General features: G+C 61.8%; 25 protein-coding genes. 7 read left to right on the top strand and 18 right to left on the bottom strand.

Annotated elements, in window-relative coordinates; genetic code table 11:
- Positions 1-10: 10 nt before the first annotated feature.
- The 3 genes from USDA257_RS03125 to USDA257_RS03115 all read left to right on the top strand — a co-directional run bounded on the left by USDA257_RS03125 (position 11) and on the right by USDA257_RS03115 (position 5098).
- Entirely contained in the window at positions 11-1312 is a 1302-nt protein-coding gene (locus tag USDA257_RS03125; RefSeq protein ID WP_014761425.1) for a M16 family metallopeptidase, read from the top strand.
- Between the two features lie 262 nt (positions 1313-1574).
- Positions 1575-2186: a GNAT family N-acetyltransferase gene (locus USDA257_RS03120; RefSeq protein ID WP_014761424.1), complete on the top strand. Its 612-nt coding sequence runs from the start codon at positions 1575-1577 to the stop codon at positions 2184-2186.
- Complete coding sequence (locus USDA257_RS03115; RefSeq protein WP_014761423.1) at positions 2186-5098, top strand: EAL domain-containing protein; 2913 nt, start codon at positions 2186-2188, stop codon at positions 5096-5098. The genes USDA257_RS03120 and USDA257_RS03115 overlap by 1 nt, the downstream gene beginning before the upstream one ends.
- Positions 5099-5120: 22 nt before the next feature.
- Here USDA257_RS03115 and USDA257_RS03110 read toward each other — a convergent pair whose 3' ends face one another.
- Entirely contained in the window at positions 5121-5726 is a 606-nt protein-coding gene (locus tag USDA257_RS03110) for a YqgE/AlgH family protein (protein WP_014761422.1), read from the bottom strand.
- A 240-nt stretch (positions 5727-5966) separates the two neighbouring features.
- On the opposite strand from USDA257_RS03110, the gene USDA257_RS03100 reads away from it, so the two are divergent.
- Entirely contained in the window at positions 5967-6809 is an 843-nt protein-coding gene (locus tag USDA257_RS03100) for a protein-disulfide reductase DsbD domain-containing protein (RefSeq protein ID WP_041413877.1), read from the top strand.
- 71 nt (positions 6810-6880) lie between these two features.
- Positions 6881-7366 carry a peroxiredoxin gene (locus USDA257_RS03095; RefSeq protein ID WP_014761420.1) on the top strand — a complete coding sequence of 162 codons (486 nt, stop codon included), beginning with the start codon at positions 6881-6883 and terminating at the stop codon, positions 7364-7366.
- 47 nt (positions 7367-7413) lie between these two features.
- Here USDA257_RS03095 and rnhA read toward each other — a convergent pair whose 3' ends face one another.
- The 13 genes from rnhA to coxB form a co-directional block, all read right to left on the bottom strand.
- Complete coding sequence (rnhA, locus tag USDA257_RS03090) at positions 7414-7875, bottom strand: ribonuclease HI (protein WP_014761419.1); 462 nt, start codon at positions 7873-7875, stop codon at positions 7414-7416.
- Positions 7872-8852, bottom strand: coding sequence for a homoserine kinase (locus tag USDA257_RS03085; RefSeq protein ID WP_014761418.1), 981 nt, complete (start codon positions 8850-8852; stop codon positions 7872-7874). Before USDA257_RS03085 ends, rnhA begins: the two co-directional genes overlap by 4 nt.
- Before the next feature lie 62 nt (positions 8853-8914).
- Complete coding sequence (gene ispH, locus USDA257_RS03080) at positions 8915-9925, bottom strand: 4-hydroxy-3-methylbut-2-enyl diphosphate reductase (RefSeq protein ID WP_014761417.1); 1011 nt, start codon at positions 9923-9925, stop codon at positions 8915-8917.
- A 3-nt stretch (positions 9926-9928) separates the two neighbouring features.
- A complete protein-coding gene (locus tag USDA257_RS03075; protein WP_014761416.1) occupies positions 9929-10294 on the bottom strand; it encodes a DUF1304 domain-containing protein in 366 nt (121 codons plus the stop codon).
- Between the two features lie 12 nt (positions 10295-10306).
- Positions 10307-11092 carry an SURF1 family protein gene (locus tag USDA257_RS03070; protein ID WP_014761415.1) on the bottom strand — a complete coding sequence of 262 codons (786 nt, stop codon included), beginning with the start codon at positions 11090-11092 and terminating at the stop codon, positions 10307-10309.
- Positions 11061-11444 (bottom strand): DUF983 domain-containing protein, encoded by a 384-nt coding sequence (locus USDA257_RS03065; RefSeq protein WP_014761414.1) that lies wholly within the window; start codon positions 11442-11444, stop codon positions 11061-11063. Before USDA257_RS03065 ends, USDA257_RS03070 begins: the two co-directional genes overlap by 32 nt.
- Positions 11441-11938, bottom strand: coding sequence for a L,D-transpeptidase family protein (locus tag USDA257_RS03060; protein ID WP_179875408.1), 498 nt, complete (start codon positions 11936-11938; stop codon positions 11441-11443). The genes USDA257_RS03065 and USDA257_RS03060 overlap by 4 nt, the downstream gene beginning before the upstream one ends.
- Before the next feature lie 69 nt (positions 11939-12007).
- Positions 12008-12886, bottom strand: a complete 879-nt coding sequence (locus USDA257_RS03055; protein WP_014761412.1) for a cytochrome c oxidase subunit 3 — start codon at positions 12884-12886, stop codon at positions 12008-12010.
- A gap of 61 nt (positions 12887-12947) precedes the next feature.
- Positions 12948-13547: a cytochrome c oxidase assembly protein gene (locus USDA257_RS03050; RefSeq protein WP_014761411.1), complete on the bottom strand. Its 600-nt coding sequence runs from the start codon at positions 13545-13547 to the stop codon at positions 12948-12950.
- An 11-nt stretch (positions 13548-13558) separates the two neighbouring features.
- Positions 13559-13699 (bottom strand): hypothetical protein, encoded by a 141-nt coding sequence (locus USDA257_RS36995; protein WP_014761410.1) that lies wholly within the window; start codon positions 13697-13699, stop codon positions 13559-13561.
- Positions 13699-14655 (bottom strand): heme o synthase, encoded by a 957-nt coding sequence (locus USDA257_RS03040; RefSeq protein ID WP_014761409.1) that lies wholly within the window; start codon positions 14653-14655, stop codon positions 13699-13701. The genes USDA257_RS36995 and USDA257_RS03040 overlap by 1 nt, the downstream gene beginning before the upstream one ends.
- Before the next feature lie 98 nt (positions 14656-14753).
- A complete protein-coding gene (ctaD, locus tag USDA257_RS03035; RefSeq protein WP_014761408.1) occupies positions 14754-16442 on the bottom strand; it encodes a cytochrome c oxidase subunit I in 1689 nt (562 codons plus the stop codon).
- Positions 16443-16462: 20 nt separating this feature from the next.
- Positions 16463-17347 (bottom strand): cytochrome c oxidase subunit II, encoded by an 885-nt coding sequence (gene coxB, locus USDA257_RS03030; protein WP_014761407.1) that lies wholly within the window; start codon positions 17345-17347, stop codon positions 16463-16465.
- A gap of 358 nt (positions 17348-17705) precedes the next feature.
- Between coxB and USDA257_RS03025 the strand changes: the two genes are divergently transcribed.
- The gene (locus USDA257_RS03025; protein ID WP_370056485.1) at positions 17706-18260 is read left to right on the top strand and encodes an invasion associated locus B family protein; all 555 of its coding nucleotides are present in this window, start codon (positions 17706-17708) and stop codon (positions 18258-18260) included.
- Between the two features lie 99 nt (positions 18261-18359).
- Here USDA257_RS03025 and ribB read toward each other — a convergent pair whose 3' ends face one another.
- Complete coding sequence (gene ribB, locus USDA257_RS03020) at positions 18360-19460, bottom strand: 3,4-dihydroxy-2-butanone-4-phosphate synthase (RefSeq protein ID WP_014761404.1); 1101 nt, start codon at positions 19458-19460, stop codon at positions 18360-18362.
- Positions 19461-19483: 23 nt separating this feature from the next.
- Positions 19484-20578, bottom strand: a complete 1095-nt coding sequence (gene aroC, locus USDA257_RS03015; RefSeq protein WP_014761403.1) for a chorismate synthase — start codon at positions 20576-20578, stop codon at positions 19484-19486.
- 515 nt (positions 20579-21093) lie between these two features.
- Here aroC and USDA257_RS03010 point away from each other — a divergent pair.
- Positions 21094-21354 carry a DUF1344 domain-containing protein gene (locus tag USDA257_RS03010; protein WP_014761401.1) on the top strand — a complete coding sequence of 87 codons (261 nt, stop codon included), beginning with the start codon at positions 21094-21096 and terminating at the stop codon, positions 21352-21354.
- 45 nt (positions 21355-21399) lie between these two features.
- Here USDA257_RS03010 and USDA257_RS03005 read toward each other — a convergent pair whose 3' ends face one another.
- Together USDA257_RS03005 and fabI are read right to left on the bottom strand one after the other, a co-directional pair.
- Complete coding sequence (locus tag USDA257_RS03005; RefSeq protein ID WP_041413876.1) at positions 21400-21984, bottom strand: histidine phosphatase family protein; 585 nt, start codon at positions 21982-21984, stop codon at positions 21400-21402.
- Positions 21985-22113: 129 nt separating this feature from the next.
- Positions 22114-22932, bottom strand: coding sequence for an enoyl-ACP reductase FabI (gene fabI, locus USDA257_RS03000; RefSeq protein ID WP_014761399.1), 819 nt, complete (start codon positions 22930-22932; stop codon positions 22114-22116).
- Between the last annotated feature and the right edge of the window lie 72 nt (positions 22933-23004).

Genomic DNA, 23004 nt, shown 5'->3' with positions numbered 1-23004 from the left:
AAAGATACGAATGATGAAAGTTGAGTGCACCCGGCTCTCTTCCGGGCTGACGGTGGTAACCGAGCGAATGCCGCATCTGGAAAGCGTGGCGCTCGGGGTCTGGATCAAGTCCGGTTCGCGCAACGAAACCGTGGATGAACACGGAATTGCGCATTTGCTGGAGCACATGGCTTTCAAGGGGACGAGACGGCGCAGCGCCCGCCAGATCGCCGAAGAGATCGAAAATGTCGGCGGCGAGGTCAACGCCGCCACCTCCACCGAGACGACATCCTACTACGCCCGGGTGCTCAAGGACCACGTGCCGCTGGCGATCGATATTCTTGCCGACATCCTCACGGACTCGACCTTCGAGGAGGAAGAGCTCAGGCGCGAGAAGCACGTCATCCTGCAGGAGATCGGCGCGGCTGACGACACGCCCGATGACGTTGTCTTCGACCGCTTCGCCGAGACCGCCTATCGCGACCAGACGGTGGGGCGCCCGATCCTCGGTACGCCGGAAACGGTGATGTCGTTCACCCCCGACCAGATCCGTCATTATCTCGGCCGCAATTACACGACCGACAGAATGTTCATCGTCGCGGCCGGTGCCGTCGACCATGATACGATCGTGCGCCAGGTCCAGGAGCGCTTTTCCACCCTGCCCGTCACGCCGCTGTCGCCCCCGGTCCTCGATACGGCGCGGTACACCGGCGGCGACGGCCGCGAGACCCGTGACCTGATGGACGCCCAGGTGCTGCTCGGCTTCGAAGGCAGGGCCTATCACGCCCGGGACTTCTACTGCTCGCAGATCCTTGCCAATATCCTCGGCGGCGGCATGTCCTCGCGCCTGTTCCAGGAAGTACGCGAACATCGCGGGCTCTGTTATTCGGTCTACGCTTTCCATTGGGGCTTTTCCGATACCGGCATCTTTGGCATCCATGCCGCAACGGGGGGCGAAAACCTTCCCGAACTGATGCCGGTCATCATCGACGAGTTGCGCAAGTCCTCGACCAGCATCGAGCAGCAGGAGATCGAGCGTGCCCGCGCACAGATCCGGGCGCAACTGCTGATGGGACAGGAAAGCCCGGCGGCGCGCGCCGGCCAGATCGCCCGCCAGATGATGCTCTACGGGCGCCCCATTCCCAACGAGGAACTGATGGAGCGGCTGTCCGGCATCACGATAGAGCGGCTGACCGATCTCGCCGGTCGGCTCTTCTTCGATACGGCCCCTACCCTTTCGGCGATCGGCCCCCTCGAGCACCTCGCCCCGATGAGCGACATCCTGTCGTCTTTGAACGCCGGGCCCGCCGCCGTCCACGCCCTCGCGGGTTAAAGTCACATCACAGTTGGCGGGATCGCGTCCCGGCGCCCGCGCGACCCGTGTTTTCTTGCACGATCTCCAAAATCGGATTCGATTTAGCCCCTGACTTGTGCAACGCTTCGCAATGAGACAGCGCCTTCGGAATCCTTGGAAGTGATGGCGCGATCCGGGCTGGCATTTCGGCCCGGCTGCGTAAGTTGACCAGAGCGGGACGAGGAAGAGCATGAAGCCGATCTCCGCCCGCCGGCAGGCGAGTTTTGGCCCGGAGGCATATATGGCACGATCGGTTTTTCGGTTCCTGTCGCGGCAGCCCGAATCGGTCGAGATCGCCAGCAAGGATTACCTTCTTCGCCTCCCTCGCTACGCTGACTATGGGCAATGGTATCAATTGCGAAGCGCGAGCCGCAGCTTCCTGGAACCGTGGGAACCGACCTGGCGGACTGACGAGATGACCGAGGGGGCGTTTCGCAGCCGCGTCATTCGCAACGAACAGGAATATGCTTCCGGCCAGGCGGTGCCGCTGTTCCTGTTCCGCAAACCCGACGAGATCCTCCTCGGCGGCCTGTCGATTGGCCATATCCGCCGGGGCGCGGCGCAGAACTGCATGATCGGCTACTGGATGGGGCAGAAATTTGCCGGCCAGGGCCACATGTACGAGGCACTGAAGCTGACGATCCCCTACATCTTTTCGACCCTCGAGTTGCACCGTATCGAAGCAGCCTGTATTCCAGAAAACACACGGAGCATTCGGCTCCTTGAAAAGGCCGGCTTTGAGCGCGAAGGCTACTTGAGACAGTACTTAAAGATAAACGGCCAGTGGCGCGATCACCTGATGTTTTCGCTTCTGTCCGCGGATGCCGTACCGAGCAGGAACATGCCCCTTTGATGCCCCTGACCCGCAAGCCGTTCGCAGCGCCCGTCGCAAGGCTGGCGGCGTTTCTGGTCGCATTCGCCGTTTTCATTTTCGGCGTCGCGGGCGGCGTTGCCCATGCTCTCGAGCCGGTGAAGATTTCGCGCGAGGACACGGCGCTCGACCTGACCGCCACGACGGAAATCTACTCCGGCCGAGGCGAAGCTTTCCAGGTGTCCACCGCCCCCGGAACGGACGGCATCGTGCGGCGCATCGAGGTCAGGTCGAGCACGGAGCACCACCAGGGCGATTGGGCCGTCTTCGCGCTCGCCAATGTTTCCGAAGAGCAGCTCGAGCGGGTGATCGTCGCGCCGCATTTCCGGCTGGTCAATTCGAAGCTGTTCTGGCCGGACCTTGGCTCGCAACGCATTCTGTCAATCACCCCGAGCGAGGGTTTCGCCCTCGACCGCCAGCCGAGCGACGAGGCGGACGTGTTCCGCATCACGCTCAACCCCGGCGCGGTCATCACCTTCGTCGCCGAGCTTGCAACGCCGGAACTGCCGCAGATCTATCTCTGGCAGCCGGACGCCTACAAGGACACGGTCAACGCCTTTACGTTGTATCGCGGCATCGTGCTCGGGATCGCCGGTCTGCTTGCGGTGTTCTTGACCATTCTCTTCGTCGTCAAAGGCACGTCGATGCTGCCGGCGACGGCGGCGCTCGCCTGGGCCGTTCTTGCCTATATCTGCGTCGATTTCGGCTTTCTGTCGAAGCTGATCAGCGTGACGGCCGGTGACGAACGCATATGGCGAGCCGGAACGGAAGTCTTCCTGGCGGCAGGCCTGGTGATATTCCTTTTCACCTATCTGAACCTCAACCGCTGGCATCAGCATCTCGGCTATGCGACGCTCGCCTGGATTCTCGGCCTAGCATTGCTGTTCGGCGTCGCCGTCTACGATCCTGCCATCGCATCGGGCATCGCCCGCCTCTCCTTTGCGCTGACGGCGACCGTTGGCATCGTGCTGATCGCCTATCTCGGCCTCAATCGCTACGACCGCGCCATCCTTCTCGTTCCGGCCTGGCTCCTGATCCTTGTCTGGCTTTTCGGCGCGTGGCTGGCGGTTACCGGGCAGCTCGCCAATGATATCGTCCAGCCGGCGCTCGGCGGCGGCCTCGTTCTGATCGTCCTGCTGATCGGCTTCACGGTCATGCAGCACGCCTTTGCCGGCGGCGCCTATCAGCAGGGCCTCTTTTCGGACCTAGAGCGGCAGGCGCTGGCGCTGACCGGTTCGGGAGACACAGTCTGGGACTGGGACGTGGCGCGCGACCGCGTCGTGACGATCCCGGATATTTCGCACCAACTCGGCCTCTCGCTCGGCACGATGAACGGACCGGTCCGCAACTGGGTGCCGCGGCTGCATCCGGATGACCGAGACCGTTTCCGGGCGACCTTGGACGTGCTTCTCGAGCACAGGCGCGGCCGGTTGAACCATGAATTTCGCGCGCGCGCCGAGGACGGCCACTATCACTGGCTGTCGATCCGGGCGCGGCCGGTTCTCGGCGCCAATGGCGAGATCATCCGCTGCGTCGGCACCATCGTCGACATTACCGAACAGCGCAATTCGGTCGAGCGGTTGTTGCAGAACGCCCTCCTCGACAACCTCACCGGCCTGCCGAACCGGCAGGTCTTCCTCGACCGTCTGCAGGCGATCCTGCTGATGTCCGACGGCACCACTGCGACGCGACCGACCGTTCTCGCCATCGACGTCGACCGCTACAAGCAGGTCAACGACCTGTTCGGAATCGCGGCCGGCGACAATATTCTGATCGCGCTGACGCGGCGGCTGCGCCGGCTGCTGCGCCCGCAGGACACACTGGCCCGCCTCGGCGGCGACCAGTTCGGGCTGATCCTGATGTCCGAGCGCGACCCGGCGAAGATCGCCGATTTCGCCGATGCGGTCAGCAAGGCGATCATGGTGCCGCTCAACTACGGCAACCGCGAGATTAACCTTACCGCGTCGATCGGGCTGGTATCCTGGCTCGACCAGGAGCAGAGCGCTGCAAGCCTGCTCGACGATGCGGAGCTTGCGATGTTCCGCGCCAAGAAGGAGGGCGGCAACCGCGTCGAGCCCTTTCGGCCAGCCTTCCGGACATCCGGATCGGATCGCCTGCAGCTTGAAGCGGACCTGAAGCGAGCGATCGAACGCAAGGAACTGTCGCTCGTCTACCAGCCGATCGTGCGTCTGAGCGACGCCGAGGTCGCCGGTTTCGAAGCGCTGATGCGTTGGGACCATCCGAAGCGTGGCAATATCTCGCCGACCGAGTTCATCCCGATCGCGGAAAACTCCGACATCATCAACCAGCTCGGCATGTTCGCCTTCGACCAGGCAACGAGCGATCTTTCCGAATGGCAGATCCAGACCGGCGATCTGCCTATCTTCGTCTCGATCAATCTTTCGAGCGCGCAGCTCCTCAACAACGGGCTCTATGATGACGTGCGCGCCATCCTCAACAAGAACCGGTGCGATCCGGCCAAGGTGAAGATGGAGCTGACCGAATCGCTGGTGATGGAAAATCCGGAACAGGCCCGGCTCGTGCTCGAAAAACTCAGGGAAGCGGGACTGCGGCTCGCCCTCGACGATTTCGGCACCGGTCATTCCTCGCTGTCATATCTGACCCGTTTCCCCTTCGACACGATCAAGATCGACAAGGCGCTGGTCCGCGATCCAAGCGACAAGCGCGGCGTCGTGCTGCGCTCGGTGATCGCCATGGCGCGCGAATTGGACATGCGGATCGTCGCCGAAGGTATCGAGTCGGAGGAGGATGCGATCCAGCTCGCACAGATGGGCTGTGATTATGGCCAGAGCTTCCTGTTCGGCCCGCCCGTCGGGTCGGAATCGATCCTGCGGCTCCTAAAGGAGCGATTTCCGCTCATGAAGAGGGCGTAACGGGGAATCGGCTGGATGTCTATCAGGCGTGGCCGGCGTCGGGGGAAAGCATAGCTGGAGAGATGCCCATCATCGCAAGCGCCCGATCGTATTTCTCATCGAGGTCACGGCTGAAGATCAGCTCTTCGCGCGCCGGGCACGTGAGCCAGCCATTGCTGGAGATTTCGTTTTCGAGCTGGCCCGGTCCCCATCCGGCATAGCCGAGCAGCATCGTGGCCTTGAGAGGCCCCTCGCCCCGCGAAATGGCCTTGACGATGTCGAGCGTCGCCGTCAGGCAGATATCGTCGCTGACCGGGATGCTCGAATCGCTCAGGTAATCATCCGAATGCAGGACGAAGCCACGGCCGGTCTCGACCGGGCCGCCTGCCTGGATCTGGAACTCGCGTGCCGTCGAAGGCAGTCGGATCGCTTCGTCGGGGTCGAGAAGTTGCAGATGCAGGAGCACGTCGGGAAAGGTCAGCCGCTGGGCTCGGTTCAACACGAAGCCCATGGCGCCGTCTTCGGAATGGGCACAGACGAAGATCACCGTGCGGGCAAAATTGGCATCGAACATGCTGGGCATGGCGATCAGGAACTGACCGTCAAGGAAACCACGTTCGCGTATCTTCTGCTGCACCGTTGTCGCCATAATGAAGATAGCCTACCAATTCGGCACGAAATGAAAAGCGCCCCTACGTGGCGCAGGCCGAAATTTGCACGCACGACGCTCGTCCGCGTTGATTCGAGCTCCAACGATCAAGAAGATAACGAATCCACAGTTGGGGCCCAGTTCGGGCGGGATCACACCCGCATCGCCGATCAAGCAGATATGATCGCCGACCTCTCACGGCGGCTGGAGACGGATGCTGAAACGCGCTAGTGCTAGGTCATGATCGGACGCCGAACCAGGAAGAAGATGGCTCAGTGCCTCGCGAAGGCAAGCCTTCTCGTTGCTATTTTTTTGCCGAGCCAGTCCCAGGCCGTAACCAGCGACTGGCTGACATCCCCCGGCGGGACGATCCGCCTCGTCGCCTCCCAGCCGAAACCGGATGGCTCGATTCCCGCTATTCTCGAGATCAAACTGGAGCCCGGCTGGAAAACCTATTGGCGCGACCCGGGCGCGAGCGGAATACCGCCGCAGATCACGCTCGATCCGACCGGCGGCGTCGCTTTGGAGGGGATCCGTTTTCCCGCACCGAAGACCTTTGGCGAGGGAGCGGGGCGCTATGTCGGTTACGACAGCTCGGTTGCCTTCCCGCTCGTGCTAAAGCGGGCAAGCGATGACAAGGATCTGGCGGTCCGGGCGTCCGTGTTCCTCGGCGTTTGCGAAGACATCTGCATCCCGGTTCAGGGGACACTCGATCTGGCGCTGAAGAGCGGCGATTTCGACAATCCACTCGACGCTGCGCGCATCGAGAAGGCCGTCGCAGCACTTCCGGAGCCACCGTCAGATGATTTCAGGATTACGAAGGCCGCCTTCGATGAAGATGCCGGCATCATTCACCTCGACCTTCGGCTTCCGCGCGAGGCGGGCAAACCGGAGATCTTCCTCGCCGGGCCAGCGGGGTTCTCCTTCGGAACACCGGTCATCGGCCATCTAGCCGGCGCAGAGCGCCGCGTGGACATTCCGGTGAAGCCTGCCGGCAAGGACCGGGCGATTGCCGGCAAACCGATCGCGCTTACTGTTCGCGCCGGCGATCGCAGCATGGAAACCACCCTTGCCTTTGACTGACGCGTTCATATAGTCGCTCGCAGGCTCGGCAACCCCTTTGCCGAACCGCGAGTGAAATCGAGGAGAGACCCGTGACGATCGCTGTCGGAGACAAGCTACCCAATGCATCCTTCAAGGAAAAGACCGCCGACGGACCGGTCGAGGTAACCACCGACCAGCTCTTCAAGGGCAAACGCGTCGTTCTCTTCGCCGTGCCGGGGGCGTTCACCCCGACCTGCTCGCTCAACCATCTTCCCGGCTATCTCGAAAACCGCGACGCGATCCTCGCGCGCGGCGTCGACGACATCGCCGTGGTCGCCGTCAACGACCTGCATGTGATGGGCGCCTGGGCAACGGCATCAGGCGGCATGGGCAAGATCCATTTCCTGTCCGACTGGAATGCCGCCTTTACCAAGGCACTCGGCCTCGATATCGATCTCTCCGCCGGCACGCTCGGCATCCGCTCTAAGCGCTATTCGATGCTCGTCGAGGATGGTGTGGTCAAGGCGTTGAATGTCGAAGACGCCCCGGGTCAGGCGACCGTTTCCGGCGCGGCAGCGATGCTGGAACAGCTTTGATCGGGCTGACAACCAAATGATCATGGGAACGGGCCGACCGGCCCGTTCTACAGGGTGACCTTCGCGCGGCCCGATTTTTTGAACGGCTCCATACCCTTGCGCGCGAGTTCGTCGGCACGTTCGTTCTCCACATGGCCGGCATGCCCCTTGACCCAGTGCCAGGTCACCTGGTGGCGGTCCCTCGCCGCATCGAGCGCCTGCCACAGCTCGCCGTTCTTCACCGGCTTCCTGTCACCGGTCTTCCAGCCGTTGCGCTTCCAGCCGTGAATCCATTTCGAAATGCCGTCCATGACATATTTGCTGTCGGTGTGCAGATCGACCTCGCAGGGCTGCTTCAGCGCGTTCAAGGCCGAGATTGCGGCCATCAGCTCCATGCGGTTGTTGGTGGTCTCCGCCTCGCCGCCGAACAGATCCTTCTCCACTTCGCCGTAGCGCAGCACCGCCCCCCAGCCGCCGGGCCCGGGGTTTCCCGAGCAGGCGCCGTCGGTAAAGATCTCGACGTGCTTCATCGCGGAGTCTCTTCACGTCTGAGGCCGTATTCGGCGCTCGAGGCGACAGCGCGGTGGAAGCGGATCTTCGTCAGATATTCCAGCGGGTCCTTCTTGACCACCAGGGCGCCGGCCGGCGTCATCAGCCAGTCGTAGAGGCGCGTCAGGAAGAAACGCAGCGCCGAGCCCCGGGCCAGTAGCGGCAGGACCGCCACCTCTTCCGCCGTCAGCTTTCGCACGCTTTCGTAGCCCGAAAGCAAGGCCATGCCTTTGGTGATGTTGTAGGAGCCGTTCTTCTCGAAGCACCAGGAGTTCAGGCAGACAGCGATGTCGTAGGCGAGGAAGTCGTTGCAGGCGAAATAGAAGTCGATGAGCCCGGATAGGCGATCGCCGAGGAAGAAGACGTTGTCCGGGAAGAGATCGGCATGGATCACGCCCTCCGGCAGGCGCTTCGGCCAATGCTCTTCGAGATAGGCGAGTTCCGCCGCGATCTCGTCCTTCAATCCGTCCTGCACTTCATCGGCGCGGGCCTCGGAATTCCGCCAGAGCGGCCGCCAGCCGCCGACAGAGAGGGCGTTGGGCCGCTTCAAGGCAAATCCATCGCCAGCCTCGTGCATCGACGCGAGCGCCCGGCCCACTTCACGGCAGTGCTGCGCCCCCGGCTTCCTCAACCACATGCCTTCAAGGAAGGAGATGACGGCGGCCGGCCGGCCCGACAGCGTGCCGAGAAGCGCGCCATCGGCGCGCGGCAAGGGCAGCGGGCAGGAAAGCCCCCTTTCCGCAAGATGATGCATCAGGCCCAGGAAGAACGGCAGGTCATCGGCATTCACCCGCTTTTCGTACAGCGTGAGGATATAGGAACCCGTCGTCGTATGGAGAAGGAAGTTTGAATTCTCCACACCTTCGGCGATGCCCTTGTAGGAGGTGAGCGTTCCCACGTCATAGTCCGCCAGAAAGCGGATCAAGTCATCTTCCGTGATATCAGTGTAAACTGCCAAGGTCGCTACTTTCGGAAACAGGATTGCAAGGTGTTGGAGCGGTATGCTTTGTCGCCCCCGCTCTATTCACCGTTGACGAAGGCCATGTCGGCGGCGGTCAGCTCGACATGGCGGAGTTCGCGGTTGACAAGGAAGTTCTCGTTTTCCTCGACCGTATCGGCAAGCTCGACCGTCGCGTGATAGCGTTCGCGGAATGCCTCGATGATCTCGTTGACGATCACTTCCGGCGCCGAGGCGCCGGCCGACAGCCCGACCATCTCAATGTCACCGAGGGTATCCCAGTCGATATCCGAGGCCCGCTGCACGAGAACGGCATGCTTCGCCCCGGCCCGCAAGGCCACTTCGACGAGCCGCTTGGAATTGGACGAGTTGGGAGCACCGACGATCAGGAACAGATCGCAGCCGGGGGCTGCCTGCTTGACCGCCTCCTGCCGGTTGGTCGTGGCGTAGCAGATGGAATCGGCCGCCGGCGCCGTCAGATTTGGAAACCGCTCGTGCAAGCGCTTGATCACCCCTGCGGTGTCGTCAACGGAGAGCGTCGTCTGCGTCACGAAGCCGAGATTGTCCGGATCGGGCGGTACATAGGTATCAGCATCCGCCACCGTTTCGATGAGAGAGACCGCCCCTTCCGGCAATTGCCCCATCGTACCGATGACCTCCGGATGCCCGGCATGGCCGATCAGCACCACGTGGCGCCCCAACCGGTGGTGGCGCATCGCCTGCTTGTGCACCTTCGAGACCAACGGACAGGTGGCGTCGAGATAGAAGAGATTGCGTTGATCGGCATCAGCCGGCACGGACTTCGGCACGCCATGGGCGGAGAAGACGACCGGCTGTTTGCGATGCTCCGGCGGAATCTCATCGAGTTCCTCGACGAAGATCGCCCCCTTGGCTTCCAACCCCTCGACGACGTAGCGGTTGTGCACGATCTCATGCCGGACATAGACGGGAGGGCCGAATTCCTTGAGCGCCAGCACGACGATCTGGATCGCCCTGTCGACACCCGCGCAGAAGCCACGCGGCCCGCACAGACGTATGGTGATCGGGGATTTTGCTGCCGTGGATGAGGCCATGAATCAGGACGCCAGTAGAACGAACAGGAGCGCGAGCATTGCCGGGCTGCCCTGGATGAGAAGAATACGGGGCTTGACCGACCATCCGCCATATATAGCGGCAACGATCACGCACACAAGAAAGAACACCTTCAACTGCAGGGCAAATGCCGGCTCCGGCTGGAGCAGCGACCAGAAAAGGCCAGCGGCGAGAAATCCGTTATAGAGCCCCTGATTGGCCGCAAGCACCCGCGTCGTTTGGGCCCGCTCCGCCGTCATATGGAAGACAGCCCGCCCCTGGGGTTTCGTCCCGAGAAACATTTCGAGCACGAGGAACCCGACGTGCAGCAAAGCGGTAAGCGCAATCAGGATGGCGGCGAGAATACCCATTCATTCCCCTTGTCACTTTTCGGAGTCATCTCTGCGTCGCTGGCGATAGAGATAGGTGCCGCTCACCACAACCAGCGCCCCCGCAAGGCCGTACCAGGTGAGCGCATATTGGAGGTGGTTGTTTGGCAGGTCGAACTGCGTCACCCCGCCAATCGGCAAGCCACCCGGGTTTTCCGTTGCATCCGCGTCGAAGAAGAAAGGAACGACACGATCGGCGGCGATGCCGGCTGCCCTGGCCATCGCATCGAGATCCTTCCAGTAGAAGATGTTTTTTGCGATGTCGTTGTCGGGCACCAGCGACGACGGCTTCTCCGAAAGCCGCGGCCGCGCCAGGCCATTGATCGTCATGCTTCCGGTAACCTGCCCCTCGGGCCGCGCCGCGGCGTCCTTCTTTTCGAAGGGCACGAAGCCGCGATTGACGAACAGGGCGCGGCCGTCCGCGAGCATCAGCGGCGTGAAGACGTAGTAGCCGGTGCGACCGCCGTGGGTGGCAAAGAAATGCCGCTCCTTGCGGTGGTCGTAGACGCCGGACACAATGGTGGTGCGATAGTCGATGTCCTCACCGCCCGCAGCCATGGCCTCGATCTCGTCGAGGGAGACCGGCGGCGCCGACCGGCGTTCTGCGATCGCAGCTATCAGCGCTTCCTTCCACTGCAGCCGCTCAACCTGCCATGTGCCGAGGGAGACGAGTACGACGAGGGCGATCGCCACGAGCAGAAGACCGCCAATCCGACCGAGGCGGCCGCGCGAGGCCGGCTTATGCTTTTCAGCCACGGTCGATTTCGCCCGGGCGTGCATTGTTGCGATACTGGAGATTGATCAGCGCGCCTTTCAGCATTCTGGTCAACGCCAGGCTGAGAACCGTTGCCAGGGGTATCCAGAGCAGGAAGTGCAGCCATAGTGGTGGATTGACATTGACCTCCATCCAGAGCGCTGCCCCTAGGACGATGAAGCCGACGATGAGGATGACGAAAACGACCGGGCCATCGCCGGAATCGGCAAAGCGATAGTCGAGTTCACAATTCTCGCAGGCCGGCCGGACCTTCAGGAAGCCGTCGAAGAGATGGCCTTGGCCGCAGCGCGGGCACCTTCCTTTAATTCCCGCCATGATCGGCTCAACCGGCGGGTAAAGCGCCTTGTCGTCATTCATGGGTTGATCTCGACCGCCGTGTTGTTGGGGACCATGTCCCAGATTTCGTCCATCTCGGCATTGGTAACGGCAATGCAACCGTCCGTCCAATCGAACATCTGCGTCAAAAAGGCCAGCCAGCCGAGATAGTTGGGCTGGCCATGGATCATGATCATGCCGCCCGGGTCCACGCCCTTGGCGGCGGCAGCCTGCACATCCTCGGCCGCGGGATAGGAGATGTGCATGGACCGGTAGAAGCTGCTCGCGTCGTTGCGCCAGTCGAGAACATAACGCCCCTCCGGCGTCCGCCGATCGCCTTCCTGCATCTTGTCTCCCACCGGATTGCCGCCAAGCGCGATCGGAAATTCGCGCAAGAGCCGCTCGCCCTTAAACAATTGCAGCAGGCGGCGTTCCTTGTAGACGACGACTCTATCCGCGGTCTCGGCACCGAGCGCCGGTGACAGGCCCGTCAAAATTAGCACCGCAGCAAGCGGCCACACATACGCATTTTTCATCGCCCGCTCTCTAACGAAACAGGGCGGCTGCATCCGCAACCGCCCCGTGATCATCGTACCGCGTCGGTATTAGCCGTGAGCGATCGGCGCGCCCCATCCACCCCAGATGTAGATGGAGAAGAAGAGGAACAGCCAGACCACGTCGACGAAGTGCCAGTACCAGGCGGCCGCCTCGAAGCCGAAATGATGCTGCTGGCTGAAGCCGCCGCCCAGCGCCCGGAACAGGCAGACCAGCAGGAAGATGGTGCCGACCAGAACGTGGAAACCGTGGAAGCCGGTCGCCATGAAGAAGGTGGCGCCATAGATCGAATCCCGGAAGGCGAACGGCGCATGCGCGTACTCGTAGCCCTGGACGAAGGAGAAGAGAACGCCGAGCAGCACCGTGAGCGTCAGGCCGGAGATGAGGCCCTTGCGGTCGTCGTGCAGCAGCGCGTGGTGCGCCCAGGTGACGGTCGTACCGGAGAGCAGCAGGATGACGGTGTTGTAAAGGGGCAGGTGCCAGGGATCGAGGACCTCGATGCCCTTGGGCGGCCAGACGCCACCGGTATAAGCGGCGCGAGCGGCTTGAATCGGTTCGCCGGCAAACAGGCTCGCATCGAAGAAGGCCCAGAACCAGGCGGCGAAGAACATCACCTCGGAGGCGATGAACATGATCATGCCGTAGCGCAGGTGCAGCGACACGACGCGGGTGTGATGACCCTCACGGCCTTCCTTGATGGTGTCCGACCACCAGCCGAACATCGTGTAGAGAACGATCGCCAGGCCGATCACGAAAAGCCACGGATTGGCGAGCTCCAGACCGAACAGCTTGAACGAACCGCCGGCAGCGTAGCGCATGAGACCGACGCCACCGAAGGCCATGACGAAGGCGCCGATGGAGGCAAGCAGCGGCCACGGGCTCGGATCGATGATGTGGTAGTCGTGATTTTTCTGATGCGCTCCGGCCATGTCAGTAATCCCCGATAGTCCTATGTGTCGCCCGCCCGGAATAGCCGAAACGGACCTCCTGTCAAAGTCTATTCTCAATTTCCTCGTCCTTCACCGCAGCGACCGGTTTGGACGGCTCGCGCGGATAGAAGGTGTAGGATAGCGTCAGTGTCTTGATGTCCTTGCTCTCGACCGGCTTGACGATCTCCGGATCGACGAAAAAGACGACGGGCATCTCCATTTCCTCGCCCGGCTGAAGCGTCGTTTCGGTGAAGCAGAAGCATTGTACCTTGTTGAAATAGGCGCCCGCCGCCATCGGCGTCACATTGAACGTCGCTTGACCGGTCGTCGGCTTCGACGAAAGGTTCTTCGCCCGGTACATGACCTGCACCGTCTCGCCGATCCTGACGTCGATGTCACGCTGGACCGGACTGAAATCCCATGGCAGACCCGGCCCGACATTGGCGTCGAAGGTCACCTTGACCTTCTCGTCGAGAATAACGTCCGAAGCCTGTTCGACGCGCTGCGTCGTGCCGTTATAGCCAGTCACCCGGCAGAACATGTCGTAGAGCGGAACGGCCGCATAGGCCATGCCGACCATGCCGGCGACGAAGGCAAGGCAGCCGCCGACGATGACGCTGTTGGCGCGTTCCTTCCCGGGTGATTGCGGGGTGTTCGTCATGCGCCGCACCTTCAATGGGCCATGCCGCCGCCGAACTTGATCAGCGTGACGACATAGAACAGCGCGACGAGACCGGCGAGCACCAGGCCGAGCGCGATGTTGCGGCCGCGGCGGGACTTCTTCTGCGCGTCGCTGAGTTTGACGGTTTCCATTAGATGATACCTCCGGCATTGAGCCAGATATGGGCGACAACGTAATCCACGAGCAGGGCCGAGAAGATCGCGAAGAGATAGGCGATCGAGAAGGCGAAGAGTTTCTTCGCCGGCAGCATTTTGAGATCGCCTTCGGGCATGCGCAGCACGGCAAGCGAATACCAGATGAAACCCAGTCCAAGGGCAGCCGCAACGGCTCCGTATCCCAGGCTCGCAAAGCCGAGCAGGGTGGGACAGATGCCGCTCAGCGCGGTCAGGAGCGCGTACACCAGGATCTGCCGCTTGGTCGTCGCCTCGCCGCAGACGTTCGGCATCATCGGCACGCCGACGGCGCCGTAGTCACGCATCTTGAAGAGCGCCAGTGCCCAGAAGTGGGCCGGCGTCCAAAGGAAGATGATGAGGAAGAGCACAATGCTTTCGAGCGACACTCCGCCGGTCACGCAGGCCCAGCCGATCATCGGCGGGAAAGCTCCCGCGGCGCCGCCGATGACGATGTTCTGCGGCGTCGAGCGCTTCAGCCATATCGTATAGATGACCACGTAGAAGAAGATTGTGAAGGCGAGCAATCCGGCTGCGAGCCAATTGACGGCGAGCCCAAGGATGATCACGGAGAACGCCGACAAGGTGAGTCCGAAGCCGAGCGCTTCCTGCGGCAGGATCTTGCCTGCGGGGATGGGACGCTTGGCGGTACGGCTCATCACCGCATCGATATCGGCGTCATACCACATGTTCAGCGCCCCGGAGGCGCCGGCGCCGATCGCGATGCAGAGAATGGCGATGAAGCCGATGACGGGATTGATGGAGCCGGGCGCGAGCACTAGCCCGGCAAAGGCCGTGAAGACGACCAGCGACATGACGCGCGGCTTCAGGAGCTCGAAGTAATCCCGCGCAGAGGCTTCGGACAGGCGCGCTGCGCCTTCCATGCCGACTGCCTCGTGATTGTCGATGAGCGTCATGTCTCTTTCCCGAATTTGCTGCGGAACGATAAGCCGCATCATGCCGGAAGGCCGGCGGGGAGAAGCCGCCGTAACCGGCGGCTTCTGTTCGTTGTCCGTCACTTGATCCGCGGGAGCTGTTCCCACTGGTGGAACGGCGGCGGCGAAGACAGCTGCCATTCCAGCGTGTTGGCGCCCTCACCCCACGGATTATCGCCCGCGACGCGCTTCTTCGCGAAGGCCTCGGCGACGCCGAAGAGGAAGATCAGCACGCCGACCGCGGCGATGTAGGAGCCGTAGGACGATACCATGTTCCAGCCGGCAAAGGCATCCGGATAGTCGATGTAGCGGCGCGGCATGCCGGCAAGACCCAGGAAGTGCTGCGGGAAGAAGATGAGGTTCACGCCGACGAACATCACCCAGAAATGCAGCTTGCCGAGGAACTCGGAGTACATGTAGCCGCTCATCTTTGGGAACCAGTAGTACCAGGCCGCGAAGATCGCAAAGACGGCACCGAGCGACAACACGTAGTGGAAGTGGGCAACCACGTAGTAGGTGTCGTGCAGAGCACGGTCGAGGCCGGCGTTTGCGAGCTGAACGCCCGTGACGCCGCCGACGGTGAAGAGGAAGATGAAGCCGATCGCCCAGACCATCGGAGTGGTGAAGCGGATCGAGCCGCCCCACATTGTTGCGATCCAGGAGAAGATCTTCACGCCGGTCGGAACCGCGATGACCATCGTCGCGAAGACGAAGTAGCGCTGCGTCTGAAGCGACATGCCGACCGTATACATGTGGTGCGCCCACACAATGAAGCCGACGGCGCCAATCGCGACCATGGCATAGGCCATGCCGAGATAGCCGAAAATCGGCTTGCGCGCGAAGGTCGAGATGATGTGGCTGACGATGCCGAAGCCCGGCAGGATCAGGATGTATACTTCCGGATGACCGAAGAACCAGAACAGGTGCTGGAACAGGATCGGATCGCCGCCGCCTTCGGGGGCGAAGAACGTCGTGCCGAAGTTGCGATCGGTCAGGAGCATGGTGATGGCACCAGCCAGAACCGGCAGCGACAGCAGGAGCAGGAAGGCGGTGATCAGAACAGACCAGGCAAAGAGCGGCATCTTATGCAGTGTCATGCCCGGAGCGCGCATGTTGAGGATCGTCGTGATGAAGTTGATCGCGCCGAGGATCGACGAGGCACCGGCGATGTGCAGGCCGAGGATCGCCAGATCCATTGCCGGTCCCGGCATGCCGGACGTCGAGAATGGCGGATAGATCGTCCAGCCGCCGCCGGCACCGTAGGCACCCGCCGGCCCTTCGACGAACATCGAAAGCAGCACGAGCAGGAAGGCCGGCACGATCAGCCAGAACGATATGTTGTTCATGCGCGGGAACGCCATGTCCGGCGCGCCGATCATGATCGGCACCATCCAGTTGGCGAAGCCGCCGATCAAAGCCGGCATGACCATGAAGAAGATCATGATCAGCGCATGGGCGGTGGTGAAGACGTTGAACATGTGCTTGCCGCCGTCGATGGCAGCATCGCCCTCGAAGCCATAGACCATCTGCGCCAGACCGTGGAAGATCTGGATGCCCGGCTCCTGAAGTTCGGCGCGCATGAAGACCGACAGCGTACCGCCGATGATGCCGGCGATGATCGCGAAGATCAGATAGAGCGTGCCGATGTCCTTGTGGTTGGTCGACAGGAACCAGCGCTGGAAGAAGGTCAGCGGCTTGTGCGCGTGGTCCGCGTGGCCATGATCCGAATGATCATGGCGGTGATCGTGATGAACGGCTGTTCCAGCCATGGGTCGAGCTCCCCTTCCGATTACTGTGCGGCGTTTGCGGCGACGTCAACGGTCTTGGCCGCGCCGTCGATGGACGCCATGAGCGCCTTGTTCGCCTCGCCGATATTGGTTGCGGCGGCAGCGAGCCACGCGTCGTATTTCTCTTGCGAAACCACGCGGACGGCGATCGGCATATAGGCGTGATCCTTGCCGCAGAGCTCGGAACACTGGCCATAGTAGAGACCTTCGCGGTCCGCCTTAAACCAGGTCTCGTTGAGACGGCCCGGAACGGCGTCGATCTTCACGCCGAAGGCCGGCATGGCGAAGGCATGGATGACGTCGGCGGCCGTGACCAGGAGACGGACGGTCTTGCCGACCGGGACGACGACTTCGTTGTCGACGGCGAGCAGGCGCGGATAAGCCGCCTTGTCTTCCTTCCCGACGCTTGCGCGATCCTCATCCTTCAAAAGCAGGCTGTCGAAGGACAGCGGATTTTCGCCGACTTCATATTCGTAGGACCAGTACCACTGGTTTCCGGTCGCCTTGACCGTCAGGTCCGGGTTCTGCGGCGGCGTGAGTTGCTCGGTGAGAAGCTGGAAGGAGGGAATGGCCAGGAAGAGCAGAATGATAACCGGACCGACGGTCCAGATCACTTCGATCGCAGTATTGTGGCTGGTCCGCGAAGGAACGGGATTGGCGCCCTCGCGGAATTTCACGACGACGATGATCAGCAGCAGGAGGACCAGGAGCGTGATCGGAATGATGAACCACAATGTGTACTGTTCAAACCACGCGATTTCTTCCATGATGCCCGTCGCGGCCGGCTGAAAGCTCGTCTGCCAGTCGACAGGCTTGTCAGCAAAAGCGCTCGAAGCAAAAAGCAGACAGGCAAGCGCTGCCAGAACTGCATAGGCCTTGTTTTTCACAATTACGTCTCCCCAATGCGCTTGATCAGGATCAATCCCGGAACGCAGAATCCCTGCGATACTGGAAGCGCTTCAAACCACAGTTTGACCAGCGCCGCAACATCTGTGCAATGAACCTCATGCGGCATTTTTGCACAAAGCCAAGTTTTCTCGCCGCCCCCTTCGCGCCGTATCAAAGATTGTGTTAGGGCCCGATCCGCGCCTGGTCTCTACGCTACCACCTCGGAGCAAGCGGCTGCGGCAGAAATGCCCGGCGCGTCTGATACGGGCGAGGCAGGGCCCAATTTCGGCCATATGCCGCTGGAATGTAAGTGGCAGGGCTTTTCATTTATCTCTCTGCACTTCAAGAATAGCCTGAATGATTCGACGTTTTGAGGTTTACATGGGCCTGTCCCTCTTCTCCCGGCTGCCCGCTTTGATCGCGCTCGGAATTGCCGCCTTCGTCTTCCCTGCCGCAAGCATGGCCCAGCAATCGGCCGCGACACCGGGGACGGTAAAGTCGAACCACGGCGCCTGGTCGATCGTCTGCGATCAACCGGCTGGCGCCTCGGCAGAGCAATGCGCGCTGATGCAGAACGTCATCGCCGAGGACCGGCCGGAGGTCGGGCTCTCGGTCGTCGTTCTGAAGACCGCAGATCGCAAGGCGAAGATCCTTCGCGTTCTGGCGCCCCTCGGCGTGCTTCTGCCCAACGGACTTGGTCTCAATGTCGATGGCAAGGATATCGGCCGTGCCTATTTTGTCCGCTGCTTCTCCGACGGCTGCTATGCCGAGGTCGTTCTCGAGGACGAGCTCTTGAAGACGCTGCGCGCCGGCGGGACGGCAACCTTCATCGTCTTCCAATCGCCGGAGGAAGGGGTGGGCATTCCGGTCGACCTCAAGGGTTTCGGCGAGGGCTACGACGCGCTCCCGTAAGTTCCCAGTCACTCTTTAAGTGAAAAAGCCGCTTAAGTGAAAAAGCCGCGCTCCTCGGATGCGCGGCTTCTTTGTGGGCTTGTAAGCCGCGTATGCGCGCTACAGGATCTCGGTCGCGGCAATCTTGATGCCGAAGCCTTCGAGGCCGACATAGTGGCGCTCGCGGGACGAGAGGAGGCGGATGGACGTAATGCCGAGGTCCTTGAGGATCTGGGCGCCAAGACCGATTTCGAGCCATTCGTTTTCGCGCGCCTGCGCTTCCGAATGGGCCTCGCGATCGTGTTTACCCTTTCGCGCGGTCTGTGAGACGCCGACACCGACCGAGCCCTCGCGCAGATAGACGATGACACCCCTGCCCTCTCCGGCGATGCGCTTCATGATCTCATCGATCTGGCGATCGTTGCCGAAGACGTCCGCGCCGACATTCTCGAGGTGAAGACGGACGGGAATGTCGACGCCGTCGCGAACGTCGCCGAAAACGGCGGCAAGATGCTGCATCGGATCCCAGGGCAGCGAATACGTGTGCGCCTTCGCCTTGCCGTAGGCCGTCTCGATCTCGAAGCTATTGGCCTTCTCGATCAAGGTCTCCTTGCGCTGCCGGTAGGCGATGAGATCCGCCACGGAGACCTGTTTCAAACCATGGGCTTCGGCGAACGTCTCCACCTGCGGCCCGCGCGTCACCGTACCGTCGTCATTGACGAGTTCGCAAATGACGCCGATCGGCGGCAGGCTCGCGAGCTTGCAGAGGTCGACGGCCGCCTCGGTGTGACCGGAGCGCATCAGGACGCCGCCTTCGCGCGCCACCAGCGGGAAGATATGGCCGGGCCGCACGAAATCCGTCGCTCCGACGTTCGGATTGGCAAGGTTTCTCACCGTCAAGGTGCGATCGTCGGCAGAAATGCCGGTGGTCGTCCCGTGCTTGAAATCGACGGAAACAGTGAAAGCGGTGGTGTGAGCGGAATCGTTCTCGGCGACCATTGCATTCAGGTTGAGGCGTTTCGCCTCGTCGCGCGGCATGGGCGCACAGACGATGCCCGAAGTGTGCCTGACGATGAAGGCCATCTTCTCGGGCGTGCAATGCACCGCCGCGACGATCAGGTCGCCTTCGTTCTCGCGCCCGCCATCATCGGTGACGACGACGATCTCGCCGGCCTCGAAGGCACGAATGGCCTCGACGACGCGCTTCTGGTCATAGGACATTTTCACTCTTCTCCAGCAAATTGCTACAGCCGACCGGTCTGGCCCCGATCGCGCAGGTAATGATCAGCGATCGTGCAGGCAAGCATGGCCTCGCCGATCGGCACCGCCCTGATCCCGACGCAGGGATCGTGGCGACCCTTGGTGCGCACGTCGACCTCGTTGCCATCGCTGTCGATGGAGCGGCGCTCGGTCAGGATGGAAGAGGTCGGCTTGATCGCGAAGCGCGCGACGATCGGCTGGCCGGTCGCGATGCCGCCCAGAATGCCGCCGGCATGGTTGGACAGGAAGACAGGCTCGCCGTTCGCGCCGATGCGCATCTCGTCCGCGTTTTCCTCACCGCTGAACTCGGCGGCGGCAAAGCCATTGCCGATCTCGACGCCCTTGACGGCGTTGATCGACATCAGGTTCGAAGCGATATCCTGGTCGAGCTTGCCGTAGATCGGCGCACCGATGCCGGCCGGCACACCTTCGGCAACGACCTCGACGACTGCGCCGATCGACGAGCCGGCCTTGCGGACGCTGTCGAGATACTCCTCCCATACGGGAACGATTGCCGGATCCGGCGCAAAGAACGGATTGTTGTTGACCTCGGCCCAGTCCCAATTGGCCCGATCGATCCGGTGCTTGCCGATCTGCACGAGCGCACCGCGAACGACGAGGCCTGGCACGACCTTGCGGGCAATGCCGCCGGCGGCCACACGCGCGGCCGTCTCGCGTGCCGAGGACCGGCCGCCGCCGCGATAGTCGCGAATGCCGTATTTGACGTCATAGGTATAATCTGCATGCCCCGGGCGATAGCGCTTGGCGATCTCGGAATAGTCTTTCGAGCGCTGGTCGGTATTCTCGATCATCATCGAGATCGGCGTTCCCGTGGAGATCATCGTCTCGCCGTCCTCGTCGAGCATCACGCCGGAAAGAACCTTCACAAGATCGTCTTCGCGACGCTGGGTGACGAAGCGCGACTGTCCCGGCTTGCGCTTGTCGAGCCAGGCCTGGATCTCGGCGAGCGTGAATCGGATACCGGGCGGGCACCCGTCGACGACGCAGCCGAGCGCCGCACCGTGGCTCTCGCCCCAGGTGGTGACGCGGAAGAGATGACCGAAGGTATTGTGCGACATGATGGCTACCGGGTTCAGAGTCCGAGTGATCGGACCGGGCGATCCAATCTCTTCGGATCAATTCTAATCGAGTCAGGGCAGAACGCGAACACTGCATTCTTCGTCCTGCTTCCGACGCTGCCCTCTCTTAGTGTAAAGCACTCACTGGGGAAAGAGCTTGCGCTGCTGCGGGAGATTTGCTGCCGGCATGGCGGAGGATTTCGTCGGCGATTCGCTTGGAGTCACCACCTCGGATTGCAGCGCCTGCCGTACCGCCGGGGTCCGAGATAGGCCTCGGTAATCTTTCTTTGGAAAACTTGGCGACAGCAGCCGCAGCAAGGCGCTCAGCACTCCCGTTCATGCTTCGGCGACTTGAAATCCACCGGGCCCGCGTTCACTCTCTCATTCGCCGAAAGCACATTCAAACGAGCAGCTAGAATCCTAAAAAACCACCGCAAAAAAGAACTTTTGCCACAATCGGGGATCAAAGGGTGAAGACAAGAAAATTCGCAAAAGCATGGAAGAGGGCAAGAAGGATGCGATTTGTCATTGCGACGCTCATGGCTACCGCAAGCTTGCTTTCACCGCTCTCGGTCCACGCCGAAAGCGCCGACGTCGAGGCCGTGATCACCAACATCGATACTGAGCGACTGAGCCTATCGCTCGACGACGGCAAGAGCTACCAGGCACCCGAGGAATTCAACTTCGAGGGCCTGGAGGCCGGCGTCAAGGTTCTCGTCTTCTACACCGAAGTCGATGGCAAGCGCGTCATCAACGATCTGGAGATCGTCCAGTAGGACTGTTCCCTCGAATGGATCGGGCAGACGCTCCGCCTTTTTCGCTTAAAGCCAATTGATCGAACCGTCGACGATCTTCAGCAGCCGGTCCTGCGGAATGGCGGCCGCCGCCGCCTCATCCGGCTCCATTTCTCCGAGCAGCTTGAACAGTGTACGAATAACCCCGCCGTGGCTGACGCAGACGGTGGGCTTTCTCACGTCCTTCAGCCAAGCGCCGACCCTCCAGGACAGGATTTCGTAGCTTTCCGCATCTTCGCCAGGCGGAATGAAATCCCACTTTGCCACCCGTCTCGCGGCGATGCGCTCCGGCACCCGGCGTTTCAATTCGCCAAGCGTGAAGCCCTCCCAAGCGCCGAAGGAGACCTCCTTCAGCCGCTCGTCGGTGCGATAGTTGAACGGGTCGAGCCCCATGGCCCGCCTGAGGCGTTCCATGGTGTCGCGCGTTCGACCGAGTGGACTGCTGACGAAATCGAAGCCGGCTGCATCGCGCCCGAGGATCTCTCCAAGAGCCGCGCCATTGCCGGTCGCTTGCTGGCGACCGGTTTCATTGAGGGGAATGTCCTTCTGCCCCTGAAGACGACTCTCGGCATTCCAGTCCGTCTGACCGTGGCGAACCATGTAGATGAGCACAGGTTTCACTCCGGATGAGGCCGCCCACCGTGGGCGCGTCTTATCAGGCACGCGAAGGCCGCTGTCGTGCCCTGCGGATCTTAGATCGAATTCGGTGTAAGGAATCAAGCAGTTGCAGGCAAGAAGCAATCAGTCCTTCAGTACGGAAATATCCGGGGCGTCGACCGACTTCATGCCGATCGTATGATAACCGGAATCGACATGGTGCACCTCACCGGTGACGCCCGTCGACAGATTGGACAGCAGATAAAGCGCCGAATTGCCGACCTCCTCGATCGAAACGGTGCGCTTCAGCGGCGCATTGTACTCGTTCCACTTGAGGATATAGCGGAAATCGCCGATGCCGGAGGCGGCAAGCGTCTTGATCGGACCGGCCGAGATGGCATTGACGCGGATGCCGCGGTTGCCGAGATCGACGGCGAGATACCGCACGCTTGCTTCCAGCGCCGCCTTGGCAACGCCCATGACGTTATAATGCGGCATCACCTTTTCGGCGCCGTAGTATGTGAGCGTCAGCATCGAGCCGCCATCATTCATGATGCGCTCGGCACGCGCGGCAACGGCCGTGAAGGAGTAGACGGAAATATCCATCGTGCGGGCGAAGTTGTCGCGGCTCGTCTCGAGATAGCGGCCCGTCAGCTCGTCCTTGTCGGAGAAGGCGATGGCGTGCACGACGAAATCGATCTTGCCCCACTTTTCCTCAAGCGCCGAGAAGACGGCGTCGATCGTGGCGAGGTCGGTCACATCACAATGCCCGGCCATGAAGGCGCCGAGTTCCTGCGCCAGCGGCTCGACGCGCTTCTTCAGCGCATCGCCCTGCCACGTCAGCGCGATCTCCGCGCCCGCTTCAGACAGAGCCTTGGCGATGCCCCACGCAATCGAGCGGTTGTTTGCGACGCCCATGATGACGCCGCGCTTGCCATTCATCAGACCCGATGCCTGAGCCATGGAATGTCCCCAATACTGTCTGCCTGGACCAGCCGGCGCCGATGCCAGAATTCCCGAAGTCGATGGCACCGC

The sequence above is a fragment of the Sinorhizobium fredii USDA 257 genome (assembly GCF_000265205.3).
In the GTDB taxonomy this organism is placed as follows: Bacteria; Pseudomonadota; Alphaproteobacteria; order Rhizobiales; family Rhizobiaceae; genus Sinorhizobium; species Sinorhizobium fredii_B.
Note: the sequence above shows the minus strand (reverse complement) of the source record. Positions and strands in the feature narration are given on the sequence as shown.

Coding starts and splice junctions, on each gene's coding strand:
- USDA257_RS03125 (WP_014761425.1), top strand. CDS start 11: ATGATGAAAGTTGAGTGCACCCGGCTCTCTTCCGGGCTGACGGTGGTA.
- USDA257_RS03120 (WP_014761424.1), top strand. CDS start 1,575: ATGGCACGATCGGTTTTTCGGTTCCTGTCGCGGCAGCCCGAATCGGTC.
- USDA257_RS03115 (WP_014761423.1), top strand. CDS start 2,186: ATGCCCCTGACCCGCAAGCCGTTCGCAGCGCCCGTCGCAAGGCTGGCG.
- USDA257_RS03110 (WP_014761422.1), bottom strand. CDS start 5,726: ATGGCGACAACGGTGCAGCAGAAGATACGCGAACGTGGTTTCCTTGAC.
- USDA257_RS03100 (WP_041413877.1), top strand. CDS start 5,967: ATGATCGGACGCCGAACCAGGAAGAAGATGGCTCAGTGCCTCGCGAAG.
- rnhA (WP_014761419.1), bottom strand. CDS start 7,875: ATGAAGCACGTCGAGATCTTTACCGACGGCGCCTGCTCGGGAAACCCC.
- ispH (WP_014761417.1), bottom strand. CDS start 9,925: ATGGCCTCATCCACGGCAGCAAAATCCCCGATCACCATACGTCTGTGC.
- USDA257_RS03075 (WP_014761416.1), bottom strand. CDS start 10,294: ATGGGTATTCTCGCCGCCATCCTGATTGCGCTTACCGCTTTGCTGCAC.
- USDA257_RS03070 (WP_014761415.1), bottom strand. CDS start 11,092: ATGCACGCCCGGGCGAAATCGACCGTGGCTGAAAAGCATAAGCCGGCC.
- USDA257_RS03065 (WP_014761414.1), bottom strand. CDS start 11,444: ATGAATGACGACAAGGCGCTTTACCCGCCGGTTGAGCCGATCATGGCG.
- USDA257_RS03060 (WP_179875408.1), bottom strand. CDS start 11,938: ATGAAAAATGCGTATGTGTGGCCGCTTGCTGCGGTGCTAATTTTGACG.
- USDA257_RS03055 (WP_014761412.1), bottom strand. CDS start 12,886: ATGGCCGGAGCGCATCAGAAAAATCACGACTACCACATCATCGATCCG.
- USDA257_RS03050 (WP_014761411.1), bottom strand. CDS start 13,547: ATGACGAACACCCCGCAATCACCCGGGAAGGAACGCGCCAACAGCGTC.
- USDA257_RS36995 (WP_014761410.1), bottom strand. CDS start 13,699: ATGGAAACCGTCAAACTCAGCGACGCGCAGAAGAAGTCCCGCCGCGGC.
- USDA257_RS03040 (WP_014761409.1), bottom strand. CDS start 14,655: ATGACGCTCATCGACAATCACGAGGCAGTCGGCATGGAAGGCGCAGCG.
- ctaD (WP_014761408.1), bottom strand. CDS start 16,442: ATGGCTGGAACAGCCGTTCATCACGATCACCGCCATGATCATTCGGAT.
- USDA257_RS03025 (WP_370056485.1), top strand. CDS start 17,706: ATGATTCGACGTTTTGAGGTTTACATGGGCCTGTCCCTCTTCTCCCGG.
- ribB (WP_014761404.1), bottom strand. CDS start 19,460: ATGTCCTATGACCAGAAGCGCGTCGTCGAGGCCATTCGTGCCTTCGAG.
- aroC (WP_014761403.1), bottom strand. CDS start 20,578: ATGTCGCACAATACCTTCGGTCATCTCTTCCGCGTCACCACCTGGGGC.
- USDA257_RS03010 (WP_014761401.1), top strand. CDS start 21,094: ATGCGATTTGTCATTGCGACGCTCATGGCTACCGCAAGCTTGCTTTCA.
- fabI (WP_014761399.1), bottom strand. CDS start 22,932: ATGGCTCAGGCATCGGGTCTGATGAATGGCAAGCGCGGCGTCATCATG.